Source organism: Allorhizobium borbori, assembly GCF_014196535.1.
In the GTDB taxonomy this organism is placed as follows: domain Bacteria; phylum Pseudomonadota; class Alphaproteobacteria; order Rhizobiales; family Rhizobiaceae; genus Ectorhizobium; species Ectorhizobium borbori.
This window is the reverse complement of sequence record NZ_JACIDU010000008.1, coordinates 41492-66156: the sequence shown is the minus strand read 5'-3', so window position 1 is coordinate 66156 and position 24665 is coordinate 41492. Positions and strand designations below refer to the sequence as shown.

23 protein-coding genes are annotated in these 24665 nt (G+C 61.7%); 21 read left to right on the top strand and 2 right to left on the bottom strand.

Annotated elements, in window-relative coordinates; all coding sequences use genetic code 11:
- The first annotated feature begins 4 nt into the window (after nt 1-4).
- Nucleotides 5-907, top strand: a complete 903-nt coding sequence (locus GGQ66_RS11195) for an SMP-30/gluconolactonase/LRE family protein (protein WP_183792487.1) — start codon at nt 5-7, stop codon at nt 905-907.
- Nucleotides 908-976: 69 nt separating this feature from the next.
- Complete coding sequence (locus GGQ66_RS11190; protein WP_183792485.1) at nt 977-1900, top strand: sugar kinase; 924 nt, start codon at nt 977-979, stop codon at nt 1898-1900.
- Here the strand turns inward: GGQ66_RS11190 and GGQ66_RS11185 are convergent.
- Nucleotides 1891-3861, bottom strand: coding sequence for a CHASE2 domain-containing protein (locus GGQ66_RS11185; RefSeq protein ID WP_183792483.1), 1971 nt, complete (start codon nt 3859-3861; stop codon nt 1891-1893). The two genes, GGQ66_RS11190 and GGQ66_RS11185, sit on opposite strands and share 10 nt — an antisense overlap.
- Nucleotides 3861-7520 carry a FecR domain-containing protein gene (locus GGQ66_RS11180; protein WP_183792481.1) on the bottom strand — a complete coding sequence of 1220 codons (3660 nt, stop codon included), beginning with the start codon at nt 7518-7520 and terminating at the stop codon, nt 3861-3863. Before GGQ66_RS11180 ends, GGQ66_RS11185 begins: the two co-directional genes overlap by 1 nt.
- A gap of 108 nt (nt 7521-7628) precedes the next feature.
- Between GGQ66_RS11180 and GGQ66_RS11175 the strand changes: the two genes are divergently transcribed.
- From GGQ66_RS11175 to GGQ66_RS11085, 19 genes are all read left to right on the top strand, one after another.
- Nucleotides 7629-8183 carry a Pycsar system effector family protein gene (locus GGQ66_RS11175; RefSeq protein ID WP_183792479.1) on the top strand — a complete coding sequence of 185 codons (555 nt, stop codon included), beginning with the start codon at nt 7629-7631 and terminating at the stop codon, nt 8181-8183.
- Nucleotides 8184-8282: 99 nt separating this feature from the next.
- A complete protein-coding gene (locus tag GGQ66_RS11170; RefSeq protein ID WP_183792477.1) occupies nt 8283-8942 on the top strand; it encodes an ABC transporter ATP-binding protein in 660 nt (219 codons plus the stop codon).
- Nucleotides 8939-11347 carry an FtsX-like permease family protein gene (locus tag GGQ66_RS11165; RefSeq protein ID WP_183792475.1) on the top strand — a complete coding sequence of 803 codons (2409 nt, stop codon included), beginning with the start codon at nt 8939-8941 and terminating at the stop codon, nt 11345-11347. Before GGQ66_RS11170 ends, GGQ66_RS11165 begins: the two co-directional genes overlap by 4 nt.
- Nucleotides 11337-12392, top strand: coding sequence for a lipocalin-like domain-containing protein (locus GGQ66_RS11160; protein ID WP_183792474.1), 1056 nt, complete (start codon nt 11337-11339; stop codon nt 12390-12392). The genes GGQ66_RS11165 and GGQ66_RS11160 overlap by 11 nt, the downstream gene beginning before the upstream one ends.
- Before the next feature lie 92 nt (nt 12393-12484).
- Nucleotides 12485-12991, top strand: a complete 507-nt coding sequence (locus GGQ66_RS11155; RefSeq protein ID WP_183792472.1) for a DUF3833 family protein — start codon at nt 12485-12487, stop codon at nt 12989-12991.
- A 17-nt stretch (nt 12992-13008) separates the two neighbouring features.
- A complete protein-coding gene (locus GGQ66_RS11150; RefSeq protein WP_183792470.1) occupies nt 13009-13551 on the top strand; it encodes a sigma-70 family RNA polymerase sigma factor in 543 nt (180 codons plus the stop codon).
- The gene (locus GGQ66_RS11145; RefSeq protein WP_183792468.1) at nt 13548-14258 is read left to right on the top strand and encodes an anti-sigma factor; all 711 of its coding nucleotides are present in this window, start codon (nt 13548-13550) and stop codon (nt 14256-14258) included. Before GGQ66_RS11150 ends, GGQ66_RS11145 begins: the two co-directional genes overlap by 4 nt.
- A 155-nt stretch (nt 14259-14413) precedes the next feature.
- Complete coding sequence (locus GGQ66_RS11140; protein WP_183792466.1) at nt 14414-14971, top strand: fasciclin domain-containing protein; 558 nt, start codon at nt 14414-14416, stop codon at nt 14969-14971.
- A 118-nt stretch (nt 14972-15089) separates the two neighbouring features.
- Nucleotides 15090-15485: a hypothetical protein gene (locus tag GGQ66_RS11135; RefSeq protein WP_183792464.1), complete on the top strand. Its 396-nt coding sequence runs from the start codon at nt 15090-15092 to the stop codon at nt 15483-15485.
- 2 nt (nt 15486-15487) lie between these two features.
- On the top strand, nt 15488-16834 hold the full coding sequence (locus GGQ66_RS11130; RefSeq protein ID WP_183792462.1) for an MFS transporter: 1347 nt from the start codon (nt 15488-15490) through the stop codon (nt 16832-16834).
- A 35-nt stretch (nt 16835-16869) separates the two neighbouring features.
- The gene (locus GGQ66_RS11125; protein ID WP_183792460.1) at nt 16870-18414 is read left to right on the top strand and encodes a cryptochrome/photolyase family protein; all 1545 of its coding nucleotides are present in this window, start codon (nt 16870-16872) and stop codon (nt 18412-18414) included.
- Between the two features lie 19 nt (nt 18415-18433).
- Complete coding sequence (locus GGQ66_RS11120; protein ID WP_183792752.1) at nt 18434-19123, top strand: SDR family NAD(P)-dependent oxidoreductase; 690 nt, start codon at nt 18434-18436, stop codon at nt 19121-19123.
- A gap of 264 nt (nt 19124-19387) precedes the next feature.
- Complete coding sequence (locus tag GGQ66_RS11115; RefSeq protein WP_183792458.1) at nt 19388-19903, top strand: putative pterin-binding protein; 516 nt, start codon at nt 19388-19390, stop codon at nt 19901-19903.
- Nucleotides 19900-22089 carry a hybrid sensor histidine kinase/response regulator gene (locus GGQ66_RS11110; protein ID WP_183792457.1) on the top strand — a complete coding sequence of 730 codons (2190 nt, stop codon included), beginning with the start codon at nt 19900-19902 and terminating at the stop codon, nt 22087-22089. The genes GGQ66_RS11115 and GGQ66_RS11110 overlap by 4 nt, the downstream gene beginning before the upstream one ends.
- A gap of 10 nt (nt 22090-22099) precedes the next feature.
- Nucleotides 22100-23188, top strand: a complete 1089-nt coding sequence (locus GGQ66_RS11105) for an HD domain-containing phosphohydrolase (protein WP_183792455.1) — start codon at nt 22100-22102, stop codon at nt 23186-23188.
- Nucleotides 23189-23572: 384 nt separating this feature from the next.
- Nucleotides 23573-23857 carry a hypothetical protein gene (locus GGQ66_RS11100; RefSeq protein WP_183792772.1) on the top strand — a complete coding sequence of 95 codons (285 nt, stop codon included), beginning with the start codon at nt 23573-23575 and terminating at the stop codon, nt 23855-23857.
- An 86-nt stretch (nt 23858-23943) separates the two neighbouring features.
- Nucleotides 23944-24084, top strand: coding sequence for a hypothetical protein (locus GGQ66_RS11095; protein WP_183792453.1), 141 nt, complete (start codon nt 23944-23946; stop codon nt 24082-24084).
- 67 nt (nt 24085-24151) lie between these two features.
- Nucleotides 24152-24379, top strand: coding sequence for a hypothetical protein (locus GGQ66_RS11090; RefSeq protein ID WP_183792451.1), 228 nt, complete (start codon nt 24152-24154; stop codon nt 24377-24379).
- Between the two features lie 29 nt (nt 24380-24408).
- Nucleotides 24409-24654 (top strand): hypothetical protein, encoded by a 246-nt coding sequence (locus GGQ66_RS11085; protein ID WP_183792449.1) that lies wholly within the window; start codon nt 24409-24411, stop codon nt 24652-24654.
- Nucleotides 24655-24665 lie beyond the last annotated feature (11 nt).

The window sequence follows — 24665 nt, the reverse complement described above, 5'->3', positions numbered from 1 at the left end:
CGCCATGAGTCATTCCGTCTATCAGATCAACGATCCCCGCTTCGCCAACATGATCGTGCCCAGTGCGGCGCTGGAGGAACTCTATTCCGGCTGCCGCTGGGCCGAAGGCCCGGTGTGGTTCGCGGACCATGAGCTGTTGATCTTCAGCGATATTCCCAACCAGCGGCTGCTGCGCTACGTGTCGGGGCAGGGCGTCTCGGTGTTCCGGGAGCCATCGAACTTTGCCAACGGCAACACGCGTGATCGCCAGGGTCGGCTTGTTTCCTGCGAGCATGGCGGACGGCGCGTGACCCGCACCGAATATGACGGCTCGATTACTGTTCTCGCCGACAGCTATCAGGGCAAGCGGCTGAACTCTCCCAACGATGTCGTGGTGAAATCGGATGGCTCGATCTGGTTCTCCGATCCCACCTATGGCATCCGCTCGGATTACGAGGGTTACAAGTCGGACGTGGAGCAGCCCCGTCGCAACGTCTTCCGTCTCGACCCGGCAACCGGTGATCTGACCGCGGTCATAGACGATTTCGGTCAGCCGAATGGTCTCGCCTTCTCGCCGGACGAAACGAAGCTCTACGTCGCTGATTCCGCTGTCAGCCACGATCCGTCCGCCGAACCGATCATCCGGGTCTTCGACGTGGTGGATGGCAGGCGTCTCGCCAATGGACGCGTCTTCTGCCGGCTTGATGCGGGCCTGCCGGATGGATTCCGGCTGGACACGCAGGGCAATCTTTGGACCTCTGCCGGTGATGGTGTCCATTGTTTTGCGCCGGATGGCACGCTTCTCGGCAAGATCCTCGTGCCGCAGACGGTGGCGAATCTCACCTTCGGCGGGCGGAGGAAGAACCGGTTGTTCATCACCGCCACGCAGTCCCTCTATGCGGTTTATGTGGATGTAAGCGGCGCCTGATCCAGTGCGGATTGTACTTTCGTAGAAAGGATGCAATCTCGCAGCGGAAGAGCTTCCGGAGGAGAGGAAATGAGCCGCAAACTGTTCGTATCGGCGGGCGAATGCATGCTGGAAATGGCAACGCAGGCCAATGGCGATTTCAGGCTCGGCTTTGCCGGCGATACGCTGAACACCGCATGGTATGCGCGGGCTTGCCTGCCGCATGCGACATGGGATGTGGCCTATTTCACCCGGCTCGGTACGGACAGCTATTCGGAAAAGATGAAAGCCTTCTTTGCCGAAAACGGCATCGATACCCGCTTTGTTTCCGCCGATCCCGTGCGGCAACCAGGTCTTTATCTCATCGAGATCAAGGATGGCGAGCGCAGCTTCACCTATTGGCGCAGCCAGTCGGCGGCAAAGCTTCTGGCCGATGATGCCGCGGCCCTCGAAGCGGCGTTTTCCGCCGCCGATGTGGTCTATTTCTCGGCCATCACGCTGGCGATCCTTGCGCCGGAGCGGCGCGAGATCTTCGTGGCGGCCGTGAAGGCAGCGCGCGATGCTGGCAGGCTGACGGTGTTCGACACCAATATTCGCCTGCGTCTGTGGGAAAACCCTGATGTCATGAAGACGGCCATCATGGCGGCGGCGGCGAGTGCCGAAATCGTTCTGCCGAGCTTCGATGACGAGGCGGCTGTCTTCGGCGATGTCTCGCTCGAGGCCTGCGCCGAACGCTATCGCGCCGCCGGCGCGGGAACCGTCGTCGTCAAGAATGGCGGCGGGCCGATGCTGGCGTTCGGCCCGGACGGGTTCGTTCGGGTCGATGGCGTGGAAAAGGTGCAACCCGTGGATACGACCGGGGCGGGCGACAGCTTCAATGGCGGATTTCTGGCGGCGCTGGCTGAAGGGGCTGACCTGCGGGCGGCCATGGCGCAGGGCCATGCGGTATCCTCACAGGTCATCATGCAGCGCGGCGCGCTGATGCCGATGGCGGCGTTCGCACGTCAGGCCTGATCCGCTTCCGGGATCACCAGCATCATCTCGTAATATTTGCGAAGTCCGGGGATATCTGCGGCAAGCGCCGTGGCCATCGTCCGGCAGACGGCAGTATCGCAGCGGTAACGGGCTGCGATGAAGTCGGCGTGACGCCCCTGGATTTCCGGCGAGAATGATCCGCGTAACGCGGTGAAGACCGGTACTTCTTCCATCTTGCCTTTCACGCGGATGCGGTCAAGTTCGAAGATCGCAAAGGCGTGAGACGCCGCCCGTGCCGTCCCCTCGCCGAGCAGAAGCGACACACCGTAAAGCTTCGATGAGCCTTCAAGACGGGCGGCAAGGTTTACGGCATCGCCCAGTGCCGAATAATCGAAGCGGCTGGTGGAGCCCATGTTGCCGACCACGCATTCGCCGGTATTGATGCCCGCGCCGATTTGCAGGGGATAGTGCACGCGGCCTTCCGCTTCGGCCTCCGCCTTCAGTGTCAGGTTCAGCGCTTCCATCGATTCCAGCATGGCAAGGGCGGCGCCCACTGCATTGACGGCGTGGTCGGCATCGTCCAGCGGTGCGTTCCAGAAGGCCATGATGCAGTCGCCGATATATTTGTCGATCGTGCCATTATGGGCAAGGACGATGTCCGAAAGCGGTGTCAGCAGCCGGTTGATCAGCGTTGTGAGCTGTTGCGGATCGCCCTTCAATTGCTCGGCAATAGTGGTGAAGCCGCGCACATCGCTGAACAGGATCGACAATTCGCGCTTTTCGCCGCCGAGTTTCAAACGCGAGGGATCGCGGGCCAATTGCTCGACGAGCGCCGGCGCGAGATATTGCGAGAAGGCCCGCGTCACATAACGGCGGCTGCGCCGTTCCCCGGCATAATCCAGAGCCGCCTGTCCCATGGCTATGCCAGTAAAGGCCAGTGCGGGCGCCATGGGCGACACGAAGACACGGCCAAAGCGCAGCGCCACATAACTGCCGGCGACGAGGGCAATTAGCGCGCCTATACCCGCGATGGCAGTGATCCAGCCGGTATCCCGCCACACGATGGCGGCGGCGAAAAGCGCTGCGGCCGCCAACACCAGGCCAGTCAGTGTGGCGCTTCCTATGCCGATCGAACGACCAAGCCTAAGATTGTCGAAGATCGTTGCGTGTACCTCCGCACCCGCCGTCAGCTTGCCGGTGTGGATGGTGTCGGATGTGGCAAAAGCGTCCGTGCCGCCCGCAGCCAGTGTTGGGGCATTCTGCAGGCTGAGGCCGACGATGACCACTTTGTCCCTGAAGAAACCCGGCGGCAGGAAGTGTTCCGGGTCGAGCGCCTGATAATAGGACACGGTGGGATAGGTGCGCGCGCCGCCGAAGGTCTGAATGCGGTTGCCCTCGGGGGGCATCTCCACGGCCAGGCTGGCAACGGAGGCAAGCGTTGCGGCAAAGCCGTCAAAATAGTTGGGCATGGTCCGTAGCACGCCGTCATGTCCGAGATCGACAGAGGCGATGCCGCTTTGCGCGCCTGCATCGCTGAAGATCTGGAGCGGCAGGACACGGATGAACTGGTCGGCCTGCGCGGATTTCACCAGTGTTTCATCACCAGCCAGAACAATGTCGGAACCGAGCGCGGCGGCAAGCGCGGCGTCCTCCTCCGGCTTCGAGGGTTCGGAGAAGATAATGTCGAGCCCTATGGCGCGGGCGCCCGCCGCTCGCAGCGCCGAAACCAGCCTGCCATGCAAACTGCGCGGCCAGGGCCATTGCTTGTTGATTTCCGCGAGCGAGGGTTCATCGATGGCGACGATGACCGGACTGTCGTCGGGGCGCGGCTCAGCTCCCAGCGTCGAAAGGTAATCGAAAGCGCGGTCGTCGATCAGCGCCCATGCAGGAAGCCGGGCGATGAGGCCCGTCAGGGCCAGCACCAGTGCGGCAAGCAGGATAATCTGCACCGGACGCGAGCGAATGAGCGTGTTCGGATTAAGCGGATCTTGCGACGCCATCAGAAGCGGACTTTGAGCGAGCCCTTGAACGAGCGGCCCCAGCCGGGAATGCCGGCCGTGAGTTCCGTGTCCTCATTCAGGAGGTTGTAGGCTGCGAGATCGAGTTCGATGTGCTTGCCGAAGGGTTCCCAGGTCAGCGCGGCATCGAGCGTCCAGCTTTCATCGAGTTCCACGTTGACCTCATCAACCCGCTTGCCGATATAGTTGGCGGCAAGGGTCGCCTTTACATTCGCTTCATTCACCCATGTCAGCGCAATCTGCCCCATCCAGTCCGGCACATAGGGAAGCGCGCCCCCGAAGAGCGGCGAACTCGGGTCGGTGTCCTTGGTGTCCGCATAGGCTACCGTGGAGGACAGGCCGAAGCCGTGGCCGATCAGGTAATTGGCGCTGACACTTGCGCGGTCGATACGGCCCTCGCCAGTCGTGTAGGCCACGGCTGTCAGTGGCACCTCGATTTGCAGCTTCTTCGCTTCCTGATGCTGGAACTCCACGGCGGTGAAGAAATCCGGCGTCCATTCCGCATCCCAGCGCACGGCAAGTGTATCCGTGTAACCGCTATCGTCGGTTGACGTCTGGTTCGGCTGGAGGTTGACAATGCCAATGGGTGACAAGGTGGGCACGGTCGTGTCGAGCCCGTCACGCATGAAGCCCGCTCGAAGCGATTGTCCGTCGGCGAAGGACCAGGCAATGCCGGCTCGCGGATCAAGCCGCTGCACATCCGTTCCGCCGCCGGAAATGAGCGTGCCGAACAGGGCGTATTCGGCCCTGATATCAGGTGTGATCTCGTGCAGCACATCCACATAGGCACGGGCAAGTCCCGACGTTTGCGATGCCGAGGCGCTGACAGTGGAGCCGGGCACCAGCCAGTCGATATAGGTCTGGTCGGTTTCGGTTCGCATCAGGCCGCCCTCGATGCCATAGCGCCATGTGAAGTCACCGGTCGCCACCGTGTGGTTGAGGGCGGCGATGTAGTAGCGCTCACGATAGTCGTTCAGCCTGGAATCGCTCTGCACGAATGCCGGGGTGCTGTCGATGATCGTCGTATCTTCGCGGCTGTTGATATTGGAAGCACTGAACAGAAGAGCCGCGTTGACGACGTTCTGGTATTCGACCGTGTGGCTCCAGCCGAGGCCGGCATTATAGGTTTCCGTGTCCAGGGTCTGTCCGCCGAGAAATGCTCCGCCGATCAATGGCGTGATCAGCCGGTCGCCGCTGAAGCGGTTTGTCGAACCGTTGAAATAGCTGATGACGCGATCATAGGGCGTTGGACTGGCTGTGACATAGGCGATGCCATGCCGAAACCGCTTGTTCGTGTCGAGCTGGTCGGTGGAGGCAATGGTGCGGTTATCCGGCACATTTTCCCAGCTCAGGCTGGAATAGAAGCTCACCGGGAAGGGCCGGTTGTTGTAGCCCTGCACCTCGGCTTCCGTCGTGTAGCCCATGTCGCCGCCGCCATGGGTGAAGCCGCCGCCAATCGAACTCTCGATGAAGGGCCGGCTGAGCAGTTCCGGGGTCAGCGAGCGGCTGGCGATGACGTGCGGCTCAAGCATCAGCCCCTGAACCAATGAGGAAAAGGTGCGGCTGTTTGCGGAATTGTTGAAGATATCGGTACCGTAGGCGAAGTCGTTGGCGAAGATATCGGTGCTGCCGCGCACTGTCTGGTCGATATAGGACGTGCCGGAAAACGGATCGAAGACGGAATCGCTGTAATATTCGGCCCAGGCGTTCATGCCCTGAAAACGGAAGGCCCCGTTCAGCGAAGAGCCGGCTTCCTGATTGGCACCCAGCGCGCTGTACTGGCCGCCCCGGGCGCGGGCCCGCTTCACATAATCCTGCGCACTGCGAATGGCGCCGACAGAATCGTAATTATCGATTGCCACGGCCGTGCGCACAGCGGCGATAGCTGGATCGTTGTCATCAAGGCGATTGGCGTTGTCGAGGGCCTGCGCGCCGGGTACCCGGTCGCCCTTTTCGAAATGGGCGGCGGCCAGAAGAAGCTGGCCCTGCGAATAGCTGGGATCGGCCACCGTTCCCGCCAAAAGGTCGTCAATCGCCTGGTCCACCTCGCCGGATTGCAGGTGATACATACCGCGCACGATGAGGCCGGGACCCAGCGACGGATCGAGTTCGACGGCCTTGTCGATGGCGCGCTTCGCCGCATCCATGCGACCGGTCTCGAGATAGAACACGGCGAGATTGATCAGGACGACCGGCGAATCCGGCTCCAGTTCGACGGCCCTGAGGTAAGCCGCCTCAGCCTCGCGGTTGGCTCCGCGGTCGGATTGCAGCGTGCCGAGCAGGTTCCATGCCGAGGATGAGCCCGGCGCGACGCCGATAATTTGCTGCACGTCGTCAATCGCGCCGTCGCTGTCACCTTCTATGCCGGCGCGATAATGGGCACGCACTTCAAGCGCCACCGGCTCCTTCGGATCGAGTGCCAGCGCCCGGTCGATGGCTTCCTTGACCTGTGCGCGGTCGTTGAGGAAGAACGCCAGCCAGGCGCGATAGGCAGGGAGTTCGGCTCTCTCGCCAAACCGCCGTTCCGCCTCGGCCAGAACCTTGATGGCGGCCTTCGTGTCCTGCAGGAAGCCGACGGCATAGGCGCGAAGGAAGACCTCCGAGACGTCGCCGGTCGGGTGCGGCAGGCTGATGGTCTTGTTGGGATTGGCAAGCGAGCGGGCGTAATAGCCACCATAAAGGGCGATGCTCCGGCGCTGCTTGTCAAGACGCGGCTCGACCCTGGCGAAGAGGGCCGCCGCCTCCGCATAGCGCCGTTCGGAAGCGGCGATCACGGCTTCGATCAGCCCGACGCGGGCCTGCTGCACGGACGTGAGCGATTTGCCCCGAAGGACTGTCAGCGTCTCACGCGCTTTCTGCCGTCCCTCCAGCGCAAGCTGGCTTTCCGCCAGTGTCAGCCATTCCTCAACAGTTCGGCTGTTGATGGGCCGTGCATCGATACGGTCGGCATCGGCTCTCAGCTTTGCAATGGGCTCTGGCGAGGGGCGCATTTGGAGAAAGGCTTCGCGCGGCTGCAAGTAGAACAGCATCTGCTCGCGGTCGTCGGACTCCACGATGGTGACGCGGTGCGGCGCCTGCCCGAGCGTCGCCGCTGCCGCCTGCCCCTGCTTTACCTGCAAGCTACCATGCGGGTTGGAAAACTCGACTTCACCTTCGAGCACCGACAACGAGGTTTTGGAACCATCGACCGTCATCGTCCAGTCAGTGCCGCGAATGGCGGCGGTCGCAGCCGGCGTTTCGACTGAAACAGCCGTGCCACCGCGCTCGGCACGGGCCCAGATCGAGCCGGATTGCAGTTCGAGCACCGTGTCGGCGCTCGTGCCGGTCGTGATCTGTTTGACGACGAGCGAAGAGTTTCGGCCGAGGCGAACCTGCGTGCGGTCGGAAAACAGGATGGCAAGCTGGCCGTTGCCGTTGGTACGCAGCACGTCGCCGCTGACAAGATCCTGCTTCAGGTCGACATAACGCCAGTCGGACACGTCGATGAACCGGATTTCCTCTTCCGATTTGCGCGCAATAACGGCCCCGGCAATGGAGCCGGAGCGCGCAACAGTTTCGGCAGAGGCTTCCAGACTGGAAGCCATGACGATGAAGGGCAACGTTGTCGCTGCCATAAGAATACGATTTGTCACCCCGAGCATGAGTTAACAAATCCTTTAGCAACGTTAAAGTGTCAAGCGGACTTTGACATCCACCCAGTTTTCACTATGGAGTATCGGTGCGGCAAAGGATTGGGGGAGGTTGAAAACGTGAGTGATTTTGATGGGACGCCGACGGAAATGTTGGGGGAACCCGAGGCGGCAGTCGAAATAAACGGCGAATATTTTAATCACATCAAGAAGATAAACGATATTTTCTATGATCAGATCAAAATTTCCGACCAGAAGGCGGCCTATATCTTCACTTTCATGGTGGCCTTTCTTGTTTCGTCTGCGGAAGGCCGAGGTGTGTTCAACTGGACCCGCTATGTCCATGGTTCCTGGTCGGAGGCTTTCGTTTCCGCGGGTCTCGCCGTCGCTTCGATATTCTCCGTCCTGTTTGCCGTCATGGTGGTTCTGCCCCGCCATGTGCCGAAATCAACCTCGTTGTTCTGGGGCACATGGTCGATCCACCGGCCGATTTTCGAGAAATCGGCCCAAAATCCCGACATCGGCTACCTATTTCGCGAATATCTGGAAAACGCCGACATTCTGGCCTTCATCGCCAAGCAGAAATATCGCTTCGTGGCCTTTGCCTTCCGCGGCCTGATGTTCACCATCATCTTCTACATGCTGCTTCTTTTGGTGACCGAAACGAAGGGTTGACGGCAATCTGCGGACAAGGTTCGCGCGTAGGGGCTTTGTCTTCGCGTGCACTTGCCTTTAAGACAGTGTCGTCCGCTTCAATCGATGAGGTTTGCCGTCATGGTGCTTTCGCTGCGTTCCGTCACCAAGCGGTATCAGACGGCGGAGGGGCCGCTTACGGTGCTGAACACCGTCGATCTCGATCTGGCCGCCGGGCAGAGCCTGGCGCTGACCGGTGAATCCGGCAGCGGCAAGAGCACGCTTCTGCATCTGGCCGGTGCGCTTGATGCGCCCGACGAGGGTGAAGTGACCGTCGCCGGGCACAGGCTTTCCGGTCTCAATGACAGCAGCCGGGCCGAAGTGCGACGCACGCGTGTCGGCATCATCTTCCAGCAATATAATCTCGTTCCGTCGCTTACCGTCGCCGCGAACCTTTCCTTCCATGCCCGGCTGGCGGGGCGGCGCGATGTCGGATGGGAAAAGGTGCTGGCGAACCATTTGGGCCTGACCGCGCTTCTGGAGCGCTATCCCGAACAGCTTTCGGGTGGCCAGCAGCAGCGCGTGGCCATCGGCCGGACGCTTGCCGCCCGCCCGCCGCTCATTCTGGCGGACGAGCCGACCGGCAATCTGGACGAGGCCAACGGCGATACCGTGATGACGCTGCTGCTCGATCTCGTGCGCGAAACCGGCGCGGCACTTCTGATGGTCACGCATTCGGCCCGGCTTGCGGCCATGCTCGACCGGCATGTTGTGCTGACCGGCGGGCGCATCCAGCCATGATGGTCGCCAGCTTCAGCGCGCTTCTTTCCCACTGGCGACGTCACCCCTTCCAGCTTGCCATGCTGCTCCTTGGCTTGTGCCTTGCCACCGCGCTCTGGTCCGGCGTTCAGGCCATCAATACGGAGGCTCGCGCCAGCTATGACCGGGCAGGGGCACTGATCGGGCAAGACCGCTTCGACACGCTGACGGAGCGCGACGGTGGTGAGATCGACCAGGAAACCTATATCGCGCTTCGCCGCGCCGGCTGGCGAGTATCACCGGTGGTGGAGGGGAACTGGCGGGTGGAAGGCCAGCGCCTGAGGCTGATCGGCATCGAGCCGGTCTCCATGCCGGCGGACGGCACGGCTGCAGGACTGGCAGGGGCAGGCGCACTGGTCGATTTCATCACGCCGCCGGGCTTCGTTCAGGTTGCGCCTTCCGTGCTTGAGACCTTGAGGGGGGTGGACACTCCGCCGCTCAGGGTCAGCGCAGATCTTCTGCCGGGCATGGCGATCGCCGATATCGGTATTGCGCAGCGCTTGCTTGGAAAGCAGGGGCGCGTCAGCCGGTTGATCCTCCTGCCAGAGCAACCGATGGGCGTTCCGGCGCTGTCAGAGGTTGCTCCGAGCCTTGTCCTTCACAAGCCTCAGGCGGGTGGTGACATCAGTCGGTTGACCGACAGCTTTCACCTGAACCTCACCGCCTTCGGCTTTCTCGCTTTCATGGTCGGGCTTTTTATCGTTTATTCCACCGTTGGCTTGGCCTTCGAGCAGCGCCGGCCGACCTTTCGCACGCTGCGTTCGCTGGGGCTTTCGACCCGGCTCCTGATGGCGCTGACGCTCGCCGAAATCACGGGCTTTGCTCTGGTTGCCGGTGTCATCGGTCTGGGGCTTGGCTATTTCGTTGCCGCAGCGCTGATGCCGGGCGTGGCCGGAACGCTGAACGCGCTCTACGGCGCCGCCGTCGAAGGGTCGCTCGCCTTTCGCCCGCAATGGGTTCTGAGCGGCCTGGCCATCGCGCTTGGTGGCGCGCTGCTTTCTGCCGCGGAAAGCCTGTGGCAGTTGTCGCGCCTGCCGCTGCTGGCGCCGGCGCAGCCACGCGCCTGGGCTCAGGCGTCCCGCCGGGTTCTCCTCCTGCAATCCGTTGCGGCGGTTGCGCTTCTGGTCGGGGCGGCGGCACTGGCGCTGTCCGGCGCTGGATTGCTCGCCGGCTTTGCCGTGTTGGCGGGCCTGCTGCTGGGCGCGGCCCTGCTGTGGCCCGGCCTGCTTTTCGCCTTCGTGTCGCTGGCCGGGCGCTGGGCGATGCGGCCCATGGCGCAATGGTTCTGGGCGGATACGCGTCAGCAGGTGCCCGGCCTGTCGCTGGCTGTCATGGCGCTTCTCATTGCCTTTGCCGCCAATGTCGGCGTCAGCACCATGGTCGCCAGCTTTCGCGCCACCTTTACCGGCTGGCTGGACCAGCGGCTGGCCGCCGAACTTTATGTGACGGCCCGCAGCGAGGCGGAGGCCCGCGACGTGGCGCTTTGGCTGAAGCCCAAGGTCGATGCGCTCCTGCCCATCGTGAATGCCGATGCCGAGCTTGCCGGCCAACCGGGGCAGGTCTATGGCGTGGCCGACCACCCGACCTATCGCGACCACTGGCCGTTGTTGCAGGCCCGCCCGGACGTGTGGGACCGGGTGAAGGCGGGCGAGGGCATTCTGGTCAACGAGCAGCTTTTCCGGCGAAACCATATGGCGCTGGGCGACAGGCTTTCGCTGCCGGGCAGCACCGCGTTACCCATCGCGGGGGTCTATTCGGATTATGGTAACCCGACCGGGCAGGTCATGATCGGCCTCGACCTGTTCGACCGGCTGTTTCCCGCAGCACAGCACTTGCGCTTTGGTGTCAGAGCCTTGCCCGATGCCGTTCCAGCCCTGATTGAAGGCCTGGAATCGCAATTCGGACTGGGGTCGATGCAGGTGACGGATCAGGCCGCGATCAAGCGCCGTTCGCTCGCCATTTTCGAACAGACCTTTGCCGTGACCGCAGCGCTCAACATCTTGACGCTTGGCACGGCCGGTATCGCGCTTTTTGCCAGCATGACGACGCTTTCGGGCATGCGGTTGCCGCAGCTTGCGCCGGTCTGGGCCATGGGCGCGCGGCGCGGCACGCTCGCCCGGCTCGAACTCATTCGTACGCTGCTGCTGGTGGTCGCGACGCTTGTTCTCGCCATTCCCGTCGGCATTGCGCTTGCCTGGGTGCTGCTCGCCATCGTCAACGTCGAGGCCTTCGGCTGGCGGTTGCCGTTGCGGCTTTTCCCGCTCGACTGGTTGCGCCTTGCCGGCTTCGCAGTGGTGGCCTCACTGGTTTCCGTTGCATTTCCGCTGCTGCGGCTCGCACGGATTACGCCCTCCGATCTGCTGAAGGTGTTTGCCAATGAACGCTAGAGCGTTGCTGGTCCTCCTGTTTTGCGCCGTCGCAAGCGTCTCGCTGGCGCAGGGCTTTGCCGGACTTGGCGGTGATGCCAAGGGCTATTCGGTGCCGGAGCGGGGCACGGTGCTCACATTTCCCGCCGATCACGGCTCCCATCCGCAGTTCCGCATCGAATGGTGGTACGTCACCGCCAATCTCAAGGGCGAGGACGGGCGCGATTACGGCGTGCAGTGGACGCTGTTCCGGTCGGCCATGGCACCCCGCGAAGGAGAGGGATGGACCAGCCCGCAGATCTGGATGGGCAATGCCGCACTGACGACGCCCGATGCCCATTATTCAGCCGAGCGGCTGGCGCGCGGTGGCATCGGCGAGGCTGGTGTGGCGGCCGAACCCTTTACGGCTTTCATCGATGAGTGGCGCCTTGCCGCGCCGGATGCGGCCGGGCTGGACAGGCTCGACATGGCTGCCGGGGGCAAGGATTTCCGTTACGATTTGCAGCTTGAAGCGACCGGCCCGCTCGTCCTGCACGGGGATCGCGGCTATTCCGTCAAATCCGAAAGCGGGCAGGCGAGCTATTATTACTCGCAGCCCTCCTACCGGGTGTCCGGCACGCTGAAATTTCCCGGAAGAGACATGGCAGTAACCGGGCAGGCGTGGCTCGACCGGGAGTGGTCCAGCCAGCCGCTGGCTGCCGACCAGAAGGGGTGGGACTGGTTCTCGCTGCATTTCGAAACCGGCGAAAAGCTGATGGGCTTTCGCCTCAGGCATACCGGCGGGCGAAATTTCGTGTCCGGCACCTGGATTGCGGCGGATGGCACGGCGACGCCGCTGACGCCCAACGCATTGAAACTGACGCCACAGGCGACGGCACAGGTGGCGGGGCGGAAGGTTCCCGTTCTCTGGCGTGTGGAACTGCCGGCGCAGCAACTCGACGTGACGGTAAAGGCGGTCAATGATGCCGCATGGGTGGCGGGGCGCTTTCCCTATTGGGAGGGCCCGGTGCGGGTCACGGGTTCGAAGCCCGGCCAGGGCTATCTGGAAATGACGGGCTATGAATAGGAGACGGCAGAAAAGGTCACGGCCTTTGATCCGGAAGGCATCGGCGCGCGTTTAGAAGGGCAGTCGATCCATCATGAACCCGGAGGGATGATATGTTTCGCCTTGCCGCCAGTTTTCTGACCGCCGCCATCATCGGTCTCGTGCCTGCCCGCGCAGCGGATGCCGCGCCCTTCAGCCTTGAAAGCTATTTCAAGGGTTCCACCATCGCAACGGGCAGCTTTACCGCCATCAACGGCGTGAAGCGGGACTTCACCGTCGATCTCAACGGCAAGTGGGATGGCAGGACGCTCGTTCTTGTCGAGAACTTCCGCTATGCCGACGGTGAGCGGGACCGCAAGACGTGGCGTTTTCGCAAGATCGCCGAAAATCGCTATCGCGGCACCCGTGAGGATGTGGTCGGCGAAACCACGGTGACGGTGCGCGGCGATACAGCGACCTTCACCTACCTCGTGGATATTCCTGCCTCCGGCAAGGTGATGCGCGTGCGCTTTCATGACCGCATGGTGCTGAAACCGGACGGCACGCTCGTCAACAACGCGCTGGTGACGAAGTGGGCGCTGCCGGTGGCGTGGACCAAGGTTGTTTTTCGCCGCAAATGAGAATGTGAGCCACGATCATGTCGAACCCTGATTTCGATGCCCTGATCGGTCGGGTCGCGCTAGGCGACCGGGCTGCATTCGCCCATCTTTATCACGCATCGAGCCCGAAACTTTTTGCCGTCTGTCTTCGTATCTTGCGAGACAGGACGGATGCCGAGGAAGCGTTGCAGGAGATCTACATCAAGATCTGGCAGCGCGCGCGCAGCTTCGCCACCCGGTCCGGAACGGCGACAAGCTGGCTTGTGGCGATTGCCCGAAACCATGCCATCGACGTGATCCGGGCCAGACGACCGGCAGCGCAGGACATTGACGATCTTTCCGAGGCTCTCGATGATGGCGCCCCCAACCCGGAAGAAGTCGCTGCCGTCCGCGACGAGGGCCGCCGGATTGACGATTGCATGAAGCGGCTGCAGGCCCCGCAGGCGGATGCGGTGCGTCGTGCCTATGTCGAGGGCTTGAGTTATCTTGAGCTGGCAGATGAATTGAAAGTGCCGCTGAACACGGTGCGGACCTGGCTTAGGCGTAGCCTGCTCAAACTGAGAGAGTGCATGGAGCAATGACGACAGGCGACGAAGACCGGAGGACGACCAGCGCCGACGATGCTCTGGCGGGCGAATATGTGCTGGGCGTTCTGTCAACGAAAGAGCGTCGTGAAGTCGAGGCGCGCATGGTCGCGGAGCCGGCCTTCGCGCGCCTTGTCGAGCGCTGGCAGGCCGATACCGCCAGTTGGAACGGGATCTATGGCGAAGCCGCGCCGGACCCTGTCATCCTTTCGCGCATCGAAAGCCGTCTGTTTGGCGCCGAGGCCAGACCTCCTGCCGGCTTGTGGCACTCGCTCGCCTTCTGGCGAGGCCTCGCCTTCGGCTCCTGCTTTGCGGCATTTGCTGCCGTTATCGTTGCCTCTGGCTGGCCGCCATTCCGGGCTGCGCCCGTGCCGCTTGTTGCCGAACTCTCCGCACCCGGTGGTACCATTGCTCTTCTTGCTTCCTATAATGCCGCCGATGGCCGGATGAAGATCGTACCGGCGGCAGCGCCTGAGGCCGGTCAGAAATCGCTTGAACTCTGGGTCGTGCCCGGCAGCGGCAGCCCGAAATCGCTTGGCGTACTGGAGGCCGGTGCCGGAGGGGAGATCGTCATCCCGGCGGAGATGCGGGCCGGTCTGCACGACGGCGTTGTTCTGGCGGTCACGGTCGAGCCTTTCGGCGGTTCGCCCACCGGCTTGCCCACGGGGCCCGTCATCGTCAGCGGCGCTGTACGCAGTCTCTGAAAAATGAATTTAAGTTCAATATCTTGTGAGAAAAATCGGGTCTGAGTGAAACTTTCTGAAGCATGGCTTCGTCCTTTGTAGCGCCACCGGTTCAAAGGTGGCGGCCCGGCGGGAATGGCCCCCGGCGCCTTGTATGTCTCAATGGAGGATACCCGATGCGAAACGTCTCGATCCGCGCGCTCTCGTTTGCTGCCGTTCTTTCCCTCGGTGCCGTAGCCGCCCACGCCGCAAACCCCGAGGTCGGTGGCGCGCCGATGCTGGAAACGAAAAACATCGTCGAGAACGCCGTCAACTCGAAGGATCACACCACGCTGGTTGCCGCCGTGAAGGCCGCCGGTCTGGTTGAAACGCTGCAGGGCAAGGGTCCGTTTACGGTCTTCGCGCCGACCAACGCAGCCTTTGCCGAACTGCCGAAGGGCGCCGTCGACAACCTGCTGAAGCCGGAAAACAAGGACAAGCTCGCCAAGGTTCTGACCTGCCATGTGGTGGCTGCAAATGCGCTTTCGCCGGCTATCGAGAAGATGATCGCCGATGACAAGGGCGAGCATGACGTGAAGACCGTTGGCGGTTGTGTTCTCAAGGCCAAGCAGAGCATGGGCAAGATCACGCTGACCGATGAAAACGGCACCGTGGCCCATGTCACGATCGCCGATGTGAAGCAGTCGAACGGCGTCATCCACGTCATCGACAAGGTACTTCTGCCGAAGCAGTAATCCGCCGTCGCCGCCCCGAGAACGAAAGGCCGGTTCACAAGAGCCGGCCTTTTTCGTGATCCGCTCCCGCCTGCTCTGCGTAACAAGGCCATGTGTTCCCGACAAAGGAGACGGATCGATGCGCTTGAAATCTGTTCTGTTGCTTGCTGTCACAGCGGCCCTGACCGCGACGTTTGCCCACGCCGAACAACTTGGCGGCCCCGAAATCCGCAACCTGATTACCGGCAAGACGGTGCGGCTCAGCACGCCGCTCGGCATATCGCTGCCCCTGCGCTATGGCTCCAACGGCGTGGTCGCCGGTGATATTTCAGGCTTCTCAATGGCCAGCATGTTTGCACCGAAGGAGGAAGGCCGCTGGTGGATCGACAAGGACCGGCTCTGCCAGAAATGGCCGAGCTGGTACAAGGGCCGCACCTTCTGCTTCACCATCAGCCAACTGGATGCGAACCGCATTTCCTGGCTTCGCGATGACGGAGCGACTGGCACAGCCGTCATCGCCGGCCGGACGCCTTGAGGATGAAAGCTTCCGATGAACGCCCGCCGCGTCTTCTGGCCTATGCCCTGCCGGCCATCCCGCTGGCGGTCATGGCGCTGCCATTCTATGTGGTCGTGCCGACATTCTACGCGCAGAGCCTCGGTCTTTCCGCCGCGGGTCTCGGCCTCGTGTTGCTCCTCATCCGGATTCTCGATGCGCTGAGCGATCCGCTGGTTGGTTGGCTGTCGGATAGAAGCTTCCTGCGCACAGGGCGAAGGCGGAGTTTCTTCATTCTCTTCGTTCCACTGACAGCCTTTTGCGCCTTCAAGGTGTTCTGGCCGCCCGCGGATGCGGATCTTCTCTACCTCGGCATCTGGGGTGCGGCGCTTTCCTTCTGCTATACCGGCGTAACTCTCCCCTACACCGCTTGGGGCGCCGAGCTTTCCCCGGACTACGACGGGCGCTCGGTGGTTTCGGCCTTTCGCGAGGGAGCGACACTCGTCGGAACGCTGCTCGCCGTCGTTCTGCCCTTTGCTGTCGGCCTTGATCGGATAGGCGTCCATGGTCTGGCGGCCGTGGCGCTGCTTGTGGTCATCCTCTTGCCGCTTACCGCAATACTCGCGGTGTGGAAGGTGCCGGAACCCGCCAACCTCACCAGCCAGCGGTTGCGGCTCGTGGCAGGGCTGCGGTTGCTCGCCGGCAACCGGCCCTTTGTCCGGCTGATTGCCGCCTTCTTCCTGAACGGCTTCGCCAACGCCATTCCCGCCACGCTGTTCCTATATTTCGTGTCCGAACGGCTCGGTCTGCCAGAACTGCGCGGGCCGTTTCTTTTTCTCTATTTTGCCTGCGGCATGATCGGCGTGCCGGTGGCTGTCGTCGTGGCGCGGCGTGTGGGAAAACATCGCGCCTGGTGCGGTGCGATGATCGCCGCCTGCCTGATCTTCGGCCTCGCCGGCTTTCTGGGGCAGGGCGATGGTTTCGCCTTCGGAATCATCTGCGCGTTGACGGGTGTTTTGCTCGGCTTTGATCTTGCCCTGCCGCCGGCCATTCAGGCGGATGTCATCGACAACGACACCATGATCTCCGGTGAACAGCGCTCCGGGCTTTACTTCGCTGCCTGGGGGCTTGCCACGAAACTGTCGCTGGCCGCGAGCGCCGGCCTGGTGTTTCCCCTTCTGGAATGGTCCGGCTTTCTCATGACCGGCAGCGTCGAGCAGACACCCGGTGCCCTCTCGACACTGTCCGGCCTTTATGCGTGGCTGCCCGTTCTGCCCAAGCTTGCCGCCATCGTGCTCATGTGGAGTTTCCCGCTCGGGCGCGATCAACAACGTCATACGCGCGATGTACTCGAGCGTGGCGGCAGATCCGGCCGCGGCACGGGCGCGTAATTCATTTCCATGCTTCTTAAACTCCGGCGGTCCTGATGCCCTGTCGCAACCTCGTCTTCATTCTTGGCGACCAGCTCTCGCCTTCGATTTCCAGCCTTGACGGGTTTGATCCCGAGCAGGACATGGTGTTGATGTGCGAGGTGGCCGAGGAAACCACCTATGTGCGCCATCACAAGAAGAAGCTCGTTTTCATTTTGTCGGCCATGCGCCATTTTGCTGATGAACTGGTCGGTCGCGGTCTGGATGTGCGTTATGTCAGGCTCGATGATCGCGGTAATTCCGGTTCGTTCACCGGCGAATTGCTGCGCGCGATTGCAGACCTGAAGCCGCGAAAGATCATCATCACTGAAGCCGGAGAATGGCGCGTCATGGAGGCCGTTGCCCGGTGGCCGGATCAGATCGGCCTGCCGGTGGAGGTTCGAACCGACGGCCGCTTTCTATGCTCCCGCGAAGCCTTTCGCCAATGGGCGGCGGGACGGCGCGAACTGACAATGGAGTTCTTCTATCGCGACATACGCCGCCGCACGGGGCTCCTGATGCAGGGTGGCGCGCCGGTTGGTGGGCGCTGGAACTTTGATGCCGAAAACCGCAAACCCGCCGAACCCGACCTATTTCGCCCGAAGCATTTGGAATTCTCACCCGATGCCGTGACCCTTGCTGTCATGGCGCTGGTGGCCCGCCGCTTCAAGAACCATATGGGTTCGGTGGACGGGTTTGCGTTCGCGGTGACGCGCACGGATGCGGAACATGTGGCCGATGCGTTCATGACCGATTTCCTGCCAGGCTTCGGGAATACGCAGGATGCAATGCTGAAAGGTGATCCGTTTCTCAACCATTCTCTGCTCTCGTTTTACATCAATGTCGGCCTGCTCGATCCGATGGCACTGTGTTCGGCAGCGGAACGGGCCTATCTGGAAGGCCGCGCGCCGCTCAATGCCGTCGAAGGGTTCATTCGCCAGATCATCGGCTGGCGTGAATATGTCCGCGGTGTCTACTGGCTGTTCATGCCCGATTATGCGGGGCGGAATTTCTTCGCAGCCGAGCGCCGGCTGCCCGCCTTCTTCTGGACGGGGGAAACCGACATGGCCTGTCTCTCGACCGTGATCGGGGAGACCATCGCCAACGCCTATGCTCACCATATCCAGCGGTTGATGGTGGTCGGCAATTTCGCCATGTTGACGGGGCTTGATCCGAAGGCCGTGCATCAATGGTATCTGGAGGTTTATGCCGATGCCTTCGAATGGGTGGAGTTACCCAACGTGATCGGCATGAGCCAGTTCGCCGATGGCGGGCTGCTGGGCTCCAAGCCATATGCCGCCAGTGGCGCCTATGTCGGGCGCATGTCGGATTATTGCGAAGGCTGTCGTTACGATGTGCGGCGAAAGACGGGGGAAGGGGCCTGCCCGTTCAACGCGCTCTATTGGGATTTTCTGGACCGCAATGCCGACAAGCTTTCGGGCAATCGGCGGCTCGCCCAGACCTACGCCACCTGGCGTCGCATGACGGAAGATCAGCGGCAAGACTACCGTCAAAGCGCGCGGGCCTTTCTGGTGAAACTGGATGCGGGGAAACGGATATGAAGGGAGACACGGGATGGAGATGAATTCTCTGCCTTCAGGTTACAGGGCGCTCGTCATTGGTGCCAGCGGCGGCATAGGTTCTGCGGTTGCAAATGCGCTTCAGGCGGACCCGGGTTGTGGCGGTGTCGTGAGGTTCTCGCGTCGCGACGACGGGCTGGACCTGACAGACGAGGACAGCGTCGCGGCGGCATCAGCCCGCCTGAGCGGCGGATTCCACCTGATCTTCTGTGCGACGGGCGGGTTGACCATCGATGGCGCCGGCCCGGAAAAATCCCTGAAGCAGATCGCGCCCGAAGCGATGATGAAGCAGTTTGCGCTGAACGCGCTCGGCACGGCGCTGGTCCTCAAGCATTTCGTGCCACATCTCGTCCGTCGCGAAAGAGCGCTGATGGGGTTCCTCTCGGCGCGTGTCGGTTCGATTGGCGATAACCGGCTGGGCGGATGGATTTCTTACCGCGCCTCGAAGGCGGCGCTGAACCAGATCGTCCGCACCGCGTCCGTGGAAGTTGCCCGGACACATCCCCAAGCCGTCGTTGTGCCCCTGCATCCCGGCACGGTAGCCACGTCGCTGACGCAGAACTATGCAGCCGGGCACGCCCGCATGCCGCCGGACGATAGCGCCCGCGCGCTTCTCGGCGTTCTGAACAAGTTGAGGCCTGAGCAAACCGGGCGGTTCTTTGCCTATGACGGGCAACCCATCGAATGGTAGTCGTCAGACAGCGACGCCTGCCAGCACGCAAGATCAAGAAAATATGGATCGCTAAAATTCAAGTGAGCGCTTTTACCGGGCCAGAAGCTTTCTCTCCTAGAATTCGTAGTGTCAGACTGTTCAGCAGTTGACCGGCATGAGGCCGGGCGGATCAGCGCATTCCTTCAGGAATGAGGGGCGGCGTTGCGGGCGCAATCGACATCGGCTCCCCTTCATCATCCAGCCACTCAAGCGCCCCACAGAGGTGCGCGCACGGAAACACCTATGAAGACCGGTTACCATTCTCTCGTTGCCGCCGCGATGGCGGTTCTCGCCACCTTCGCGGGAAAGGCTGAAGCGCTTGAAGTTCCCAAGGGGCAGGTTGTGCTGACGGTGCGTGCGCCGCACCTGACCCATGCAAACGTCAACGGCACCGCCCAGTTTGATCTTGAAATGCTCGAAGCGCTTGCCGGCCGCACCGCGACGATGGAAACGCCCTGGACGGACGGCAAGGTTTCGTTCTCAGGTCCGTTCCTGCGGGGGGTTCTGGAAGCGGCCGGCGCCACGGGCACGGCGCTCAAGGTGCGGGCGCTGAACGACTACGCCGCCGAAGTGCCGATGGAAGATGCCGAGACGCTTGATACCATTCTTGCGACTCGCATGAACGGACAGGCCATGTCCGTGCGTAACAAGGGGCCGTTGTTCCTGATCTACCCATTCGACAAGGATCAGAACCTCTTCAACGAGAAATATTTCTCGCGCTCCGTCTGGCAGATCAAGGAAATCGAGGTCTCCGAGTGACATTGAGGGCCGCGCCGGGCAGCGACGTTATCCGCAGGGTCAGCAAGGCAACTGCCGTGCTGCAGGTCTTTGCCGTTGTGCTGCTGCTCGGGCTTGCGGCCATCTTCGTTGTCATCATTCAGCGCTATTCCACTCTCCAGGACGGCATTCGTGAAAACGCGCTCTGGTCGCTCTACCAGCTAGACCGGGAAACACGCAAACTGCATGAGGGTGTCCACGTCGCCATCGTCGAAGGCGACGAAACGAATGAGACGTGGCGGCTCGCTTCGCAGCGCTACGACATTCTCTATTCGCGCATGAATATCGTCCAGCAGGGGCATTTCGATCGCAAGCTGGGTGGTGAGCAGGATACGGGCCCGATGCTGGATGAAATCGACGCATCGATCCTCAAGCTGGAGCCGATCTTTGACGAGATCAACCGGACCGGCGCGATCAGCATCGATGCCCTGCGGCAGGTCGATGCCGAGCTTGATGTTCTCATGGGCAAGACCGAGGGCGTCCTCGTCTATGCCAATACGGCCGTCAGCGCCGACCGGGCGGAAGCGCGCGCCGCTCTTCTGTCCCTTCAGCTCAAATCCGCGGGGCTGGTCGGCCTGCTCGTCGTGTCCGTGGGATGCCTCATTTTTCTGCTCACGCGGCAATTGCGTTCCGTACGGGCGGCTGGCCTCAGTTTCGAGCGCATGGCGCGGGATCTGCGCGGCTCCTATCTGGCGGCGGAAGCCGGCAATCGCGCCAAGTCGCAGTTCATGGCCACGATGGGGCATGAGATCCGCACGCCGCTCAATGCCATTCTCGGTACGGCGGAACTGATGCAACTCCAGCCGCTTCCCGAAAAGATCGATGCCGGCATCGGTACCATCCGGCGGTCTGGCGAAGCGCTTCTTTCCATTCTCAACCAGGTTCTCGACTTTGCCCGTTCGGAAGATGGCAAGCTGACCGTCGAGGTGCAGCCGACATCTGTTGTCGATGTGGTTACTGCCGCCGTCGACATGCTACGTGATCGCGCCATTGAGAACGGCAATCGCATTGAGCTGGAAATACCGTCGCCACACCGCTTTCCGGTGGTGGAAACCGATCCGACACGTCTCAAGCAGGTGCTGCTCAACCTCATCAGCAATGCGATCAAGTTTACCGAAGGTGGCACTGTCACCGTCCGGCTTGAGGAACGGCTGAATCTCGGCGGCGCCCGGCTGCACTTCGAGGTCATCGATACCGGCATTGGCATCGATGAAGAAGGTATTCGCAAGCTTTACCAGCCCTTTTCGCAGGTGGATGCCTCAATCAACCGCCGCTTCGGCGGCACCGGCCTTGGCCTTGCCATCAGCAAGGAAATTGTCGAGCGGCTGGGCGGTACGGTCGGTGTTTCCAGCAAGAAGGGCGTTGGCAGCCGGTTCTGGTTCGAACTCCCGGTTATCGAAACCACATCTCTTCCGGCGCCTGCCGCGGTGGCGACGATTGGGCCGCTCCCGACGCTGCGCGTGCTTCTGGTCGAAGACAATCGCGTCAACCAGCAGGTTGCCGCTGGCTTTCTCAAGCATCTGGGGCAGAATGTCGATCTCGCAAACGATGGTTTCGAGGCCGTGGAGATGGCGGCGAAGAACGACTATGACGTGATTTTGATGGACATGCAGATGCCGAATATGGACGGTGTCGAAGCAAGCACCCGTATTCGGGCAATGAGTGGTCCGCGCAGCCAGACGCCGATCATTGCGATAACCGCCAATGCCTCGGAAGACGACCGTAAACGCTGCGCCACGGCCGGTATGAACGGCTTCCAGTCCAAACCGATCTCCGTCGAGAAGCTGCGTGGCGTCATTCAGTCCATCGCGCCGACCGGTCTTCCGGCACCGGTGGATGACGGCCTGCCTGCGATGAACGAGCCTTCTTTCGAGGCGCGACGCCAGGAGATTGCCGAAGTGCTGGGCGAAGACGGCTTTGCGGAACTGCTCGCGCATTTCTTCGATGATGCGGCCATGCTGGTTGCGGCACTGGAAAAGGCTGCCCAAAGTGGCGACGGGGCAACGCGCGACCGGCTTTTGCACACGCTGAAAGGGGCGGCTTCCAATGTCGGCTTCCAGATGTTGGCGGATGAGTGCCAGGACATGCGGCAAAGGCCGCTGACCGTGGAAACAGTAACGGAAATCCAATCGATGATCGATGACTGCCGGCGGCGGCTGGCGGCTTAGGAGCCTATGCATGCGTATTCTGCTGATCGAGGATAACCAGACGAACCTCATCTTTCTCCGCCGACTCGTGGAGCGGATTGGTGGCATGGCGGTGGCCTATGGCTCGCCCGTCGAGGCGTTGTCGGATATGCCAGGTCTCGATTACGATATTGCGGTGATCGATTATCGGATGCCGGTTCTGAACGGAATCGAACTGTTGAAGGAAATGGCGCGGTTCGAAAAGTATCGCAACAAGCCTGCCGTTTTCGTTTCAGCCGACGCGGATACGGTGACACGAATGGCTGCGCTGGAAGCAGGCGCCATCGATTTTCTGACAAAGCCAGTCAGCCCGCTGGAGTTTCAGGCGCGGTTGCGCAATCTCATGGCGTTGGTCGATGCGCAGAACAAGCTGGCGGACCAGGCCGGCTGGCTGCGCAGCGAGGTTGACAAGGCCGTAACCCAGCTTCGTGAGCGCGAGGTGGAAATCATCGAACGGCTGACAACGGCGGCAAGCTATAAATGCGCGGAAACGGCACGTCACACCATCCGTGTCGGCGCCTATTCCGAGGCGATCGCGCGCGCCTTCGGCCTGTCGCCCGAACAGTGCTATGATATCCGTCTGGCTTCGCCCATGCATGACATCGGCAAGGTCGCGATTGCCGATGCCATTCTCAACAAGAACGGCAAGCTTTCGGACGAGGAATTTACCGAGGTGAAGCGGCATACGCTCATTGGTTACGACATTCTGGCGGATTCCAAGTCCGAGTTGCTGCAACTGGCGGCCGAGATTGCGTTGACCCACCACGAACGCTGGGACGGACGGGGGTATCCGCATGGCACGGCGGGCGCGGCCATTCCGCTTTCGGGTCGGATCGTCGCCCTTGCCGACAATTTTGACGCACTGACCACAGTACGACCCTACAAGGAGGCCTGGAGCGTTGAGCGGGCTGTTGCGCATATCATCGCGCAATCCGGTACGCAGTTCGATCCCGATTGCGTGAAGGCCTTCGAGAGCGTGGTGCCCGAGTGCCTGGCCATCATGTGGGAAAACAAAGACGACCAGCAAGCCGGGCATCCTTGCGGCTTGCCCTCCCAGCCGGTGTGCGCGGTGGCCGGCTGATAGCGGCGAGTGGGGGAAATGTCGTCTGCCGGATGCGAAGGTCAATCCGGTGGCGCGTGGCTATATCGTGAGTGGTCAAGGCCATGGGTGCACCGGCATTGCCCAAACACCAACGGTACGTCAGATTCGCTCTTCGGGATCTGTCCAAGCGGCGGTTCCAGCCATTGCCGAGGCCTTCGCGCACGGCTTTGGGGCCTGATGTTGTAGCGGCAAGCCGACCGGAACGATCGGGATATGCGCCTGATCCGACGGTCCAGCCCCACACATGCGCAATAAAGATTGCCATATAACCCGTAAGGGCGCATGGTATCAAAGCTGGCAGCCGGTTAAAGGGCGCTGCCGGTTCAGGGTTTGCTACCTTGGCCCCAAAGAAAGGAGGACGTGATGTCTTCCGACATTTATCCTTCCAGCCTTTCGCGTAACCTCGTTCGTGCCGGTGCTTACGGTTATCGCGAGAATGCGGTCCTTGGCCTTTTTCTCACCGAAGTTGAAGGTGCAGGCGAAGAAGCAGGGCTGGGTTTTGCTTCTGCCACGACTTTCGTGACCTACCCCGATTTCGGCACCATGCCGACGGTGAGACCAACGGCCGTGAATTTCGGGCGGAACCATCTTTCGATGCAGGCTGTTTCGCTCGGGCAACGCACGGCCGTCGGGCCGCATCCGCTTTAAGTCCGGAAAGTCGCCGTACGGCGAGCCGATGAAGTGGCAAATGCCGCGTACCCTTTCCGCCCACATTCCATCTCAGGGAGAATATCATGGCCAAAGGCCAAGTCCGCAGTAATCGTGAAGTTCGAAAGCCCAAGAAAGACAAGTCGGTAACTCCGGCCGCCGCGCCCGTTATGGGTTCGCAGGTCAAGCTTTCGAGCAGTACCGTGCCGGTCGGCAAGAAGAAGTAGCCGCAGGCTCACGACCCGGCTTGCGTCATTGATTGGCGCAAGCCTCCTGTTTTTATGGAAAGATACAATGACCTTGACCCAAACGACGCGCCGCATGGCGCAGGACCTCTTTCGCGCCCCGGCGGCCGAAAAGGGTACGGATGCCACAAAGCTCCGGGAATTCCGCATGCGTTTGCAACTGAAAACACGCGAACTGAAACTGACCGAGCGACAGGATCGCCAGGAAAAGCGCGTATTGCGCCCCGGACTGTCACGCGCCGTCTTCGCGCCGGCCCACAATGGGCCTGCCGCCTGATGGCCTTGCTGCACAGAAAGGACCATAACGTGGCCGATTTCGACTACAAGACAGAAGCAGGGCTTTATGCCGGCAAACGCTATCAGGGCAGCAGCGGTCCGCGCTACAGGCGTTTCGAAACCGCCGCCGAGGCCGTGCGCTTTGCCATCGAGGACATGCCCGGTTCGCAGTTGCGCGGTTCGGTTCTCGAAGTGGACGAAGCCCGTTTCGACGATACGCAGATCCGGCGGCTTTACGATGCCCCGGAATTTCCGCTGGCGCGTCGTACCCCTTGAGCAGGGCATGA

Coding starts and splice junctions, on each gene's coding strand:
- GGQ66_RS11195 (WP_183792487.1), top strand. CDS start 5: ATGAGTCATTCCGTCTATCAGATCAACGATCCCCGCTTCGCCAACATG.
- GGQ66_RS11190 (WP_183792485.1), top strand. CDS start 977: ATGAGCCGCAAACTGTTCGTATCGGCGGGCGAATGCATGCTGGAAATG.
- GGQ66_RS11185 (WP_183792483.1), bottom strand. CDS start 3,861: ATGGCGTCGCAAGATCCGCTTAATCCGAACACGCTCATTCGCTCGCGT.
- GGQ66_RS11180 (WP_183792481.1), bottom strand. CDS start 7,520: ATGCTCGGGGTGACAAATCGTATTCTTATGGCAGCGACAACGTTGCCC.
- GGQ66_RS11170 (WP_183792477.1), top strand. CDS start 8,283: ATGGTGCTTTCGCTGCGTTCCGTCACCAAGCGGTATCAGACGGCGGAG.
- GGQ66_RS11165 (WP_183792475.1), top strand. CDS start 8,939: ATGATGGTCGCCAGCTTCAGCGCGCTTCTTTCCCACTGGCGACGTCAC.
- GGQ66_RS11160 (WP_183792474.1), top strand. CDS start 11,337: ATGAACGCTAGAGCGTTGCTGGTCCTCCTGTTTTGCGCCGTCGCAAGC.
- GGQ66_RS11155 (WP_183792472.1), top strand. CDS start 12,485: ATGTTTCGCCTTGCCGCCAGTTTTCTGACCGCCGCCATCATCGGTCTC.
- GGQ66_RS11150 (WP_183792470.1), top strand. CDS start 13,009: ATGTCGAACCCTGATTTCGATGCCCTGATCGGTCGGGTCGCGCTAGGC.
- GGQ66_RS11145 (WP_183792468.1), top strand. CDS start 13,548: ATGACGACAGGCGACGAAGACCGGAGGACGACCAGCGCCGACGATGCT.
- GGQ66_RS11140 (WP_183792466.1), top strand. CDS start 14,414: ATGCGAAACGTCTCGATCCGCGCGCTCTCGTTTGCTGCCGTTCTTTCC.
- GGQ66_RS11135 (WP_183792464.1), top strand. CDS start 15,090: ATGCGCTTGAAATCTGTTCTGTTGCTTGCTGTCACAGCGGCCCTGACC.
- GGQ66_RS11130 (WP_183792462.1), top strand. CDS start 15,488: ATGAAAGCTTCCGATGAACGCCCGCCGCGTCTTCTGGCCTATGCCCTG.
- GGQ66_RS11125 (WP_183792460.1), top strand. CDS start 16,870: ATGCCCTGTCGCAACCTCGTCTTCATTCTTGGCGACCAGCTCTCGCCT.
- GGQ66_RS11120 (WP_183792752.1), top strand. CDS start 18,434: ATGAATTCTCTGCCTTCAGGTTACAGGGCGCTCGTCATTGGTGCCAGC.
- GGQ66_RS11115 (WP_183792458.1), top strand. CDS start 19,388: ATGAAGACCGGTTACCATTCTCTCGTTGCCGCCGCGATGGCGGTTCTC.
- GGQ66_RS11105 (WP_183792455.1), top strand. CDS start 22,100: ATGCGTATTCTGCTGATCGAGGATAACCAGACGAACCTCATCTTTCTC.
- GGQ66_RS11100 (WP_183792772.1), top strand. CDS start 23,573: ATGTCTTCCGACATTTATCCTTCCAGCCTTTCGCGTAACCTCGTTCGT.
- GGQ66_RS11095 (WP_183792453.1), top strand. CDS start 23,944: ATGGCCAAAGGCCAAGTCCGCAGTAATCGTGAAGTTCGAAAGCCCAAG.
- GGQ66_RS11090 (WP_183792451.1), top strand. CDS start 24,152: ATGACCTTGACCCAAACGACGCGCCGCATGGCGCAGGACCTCTTTCGC.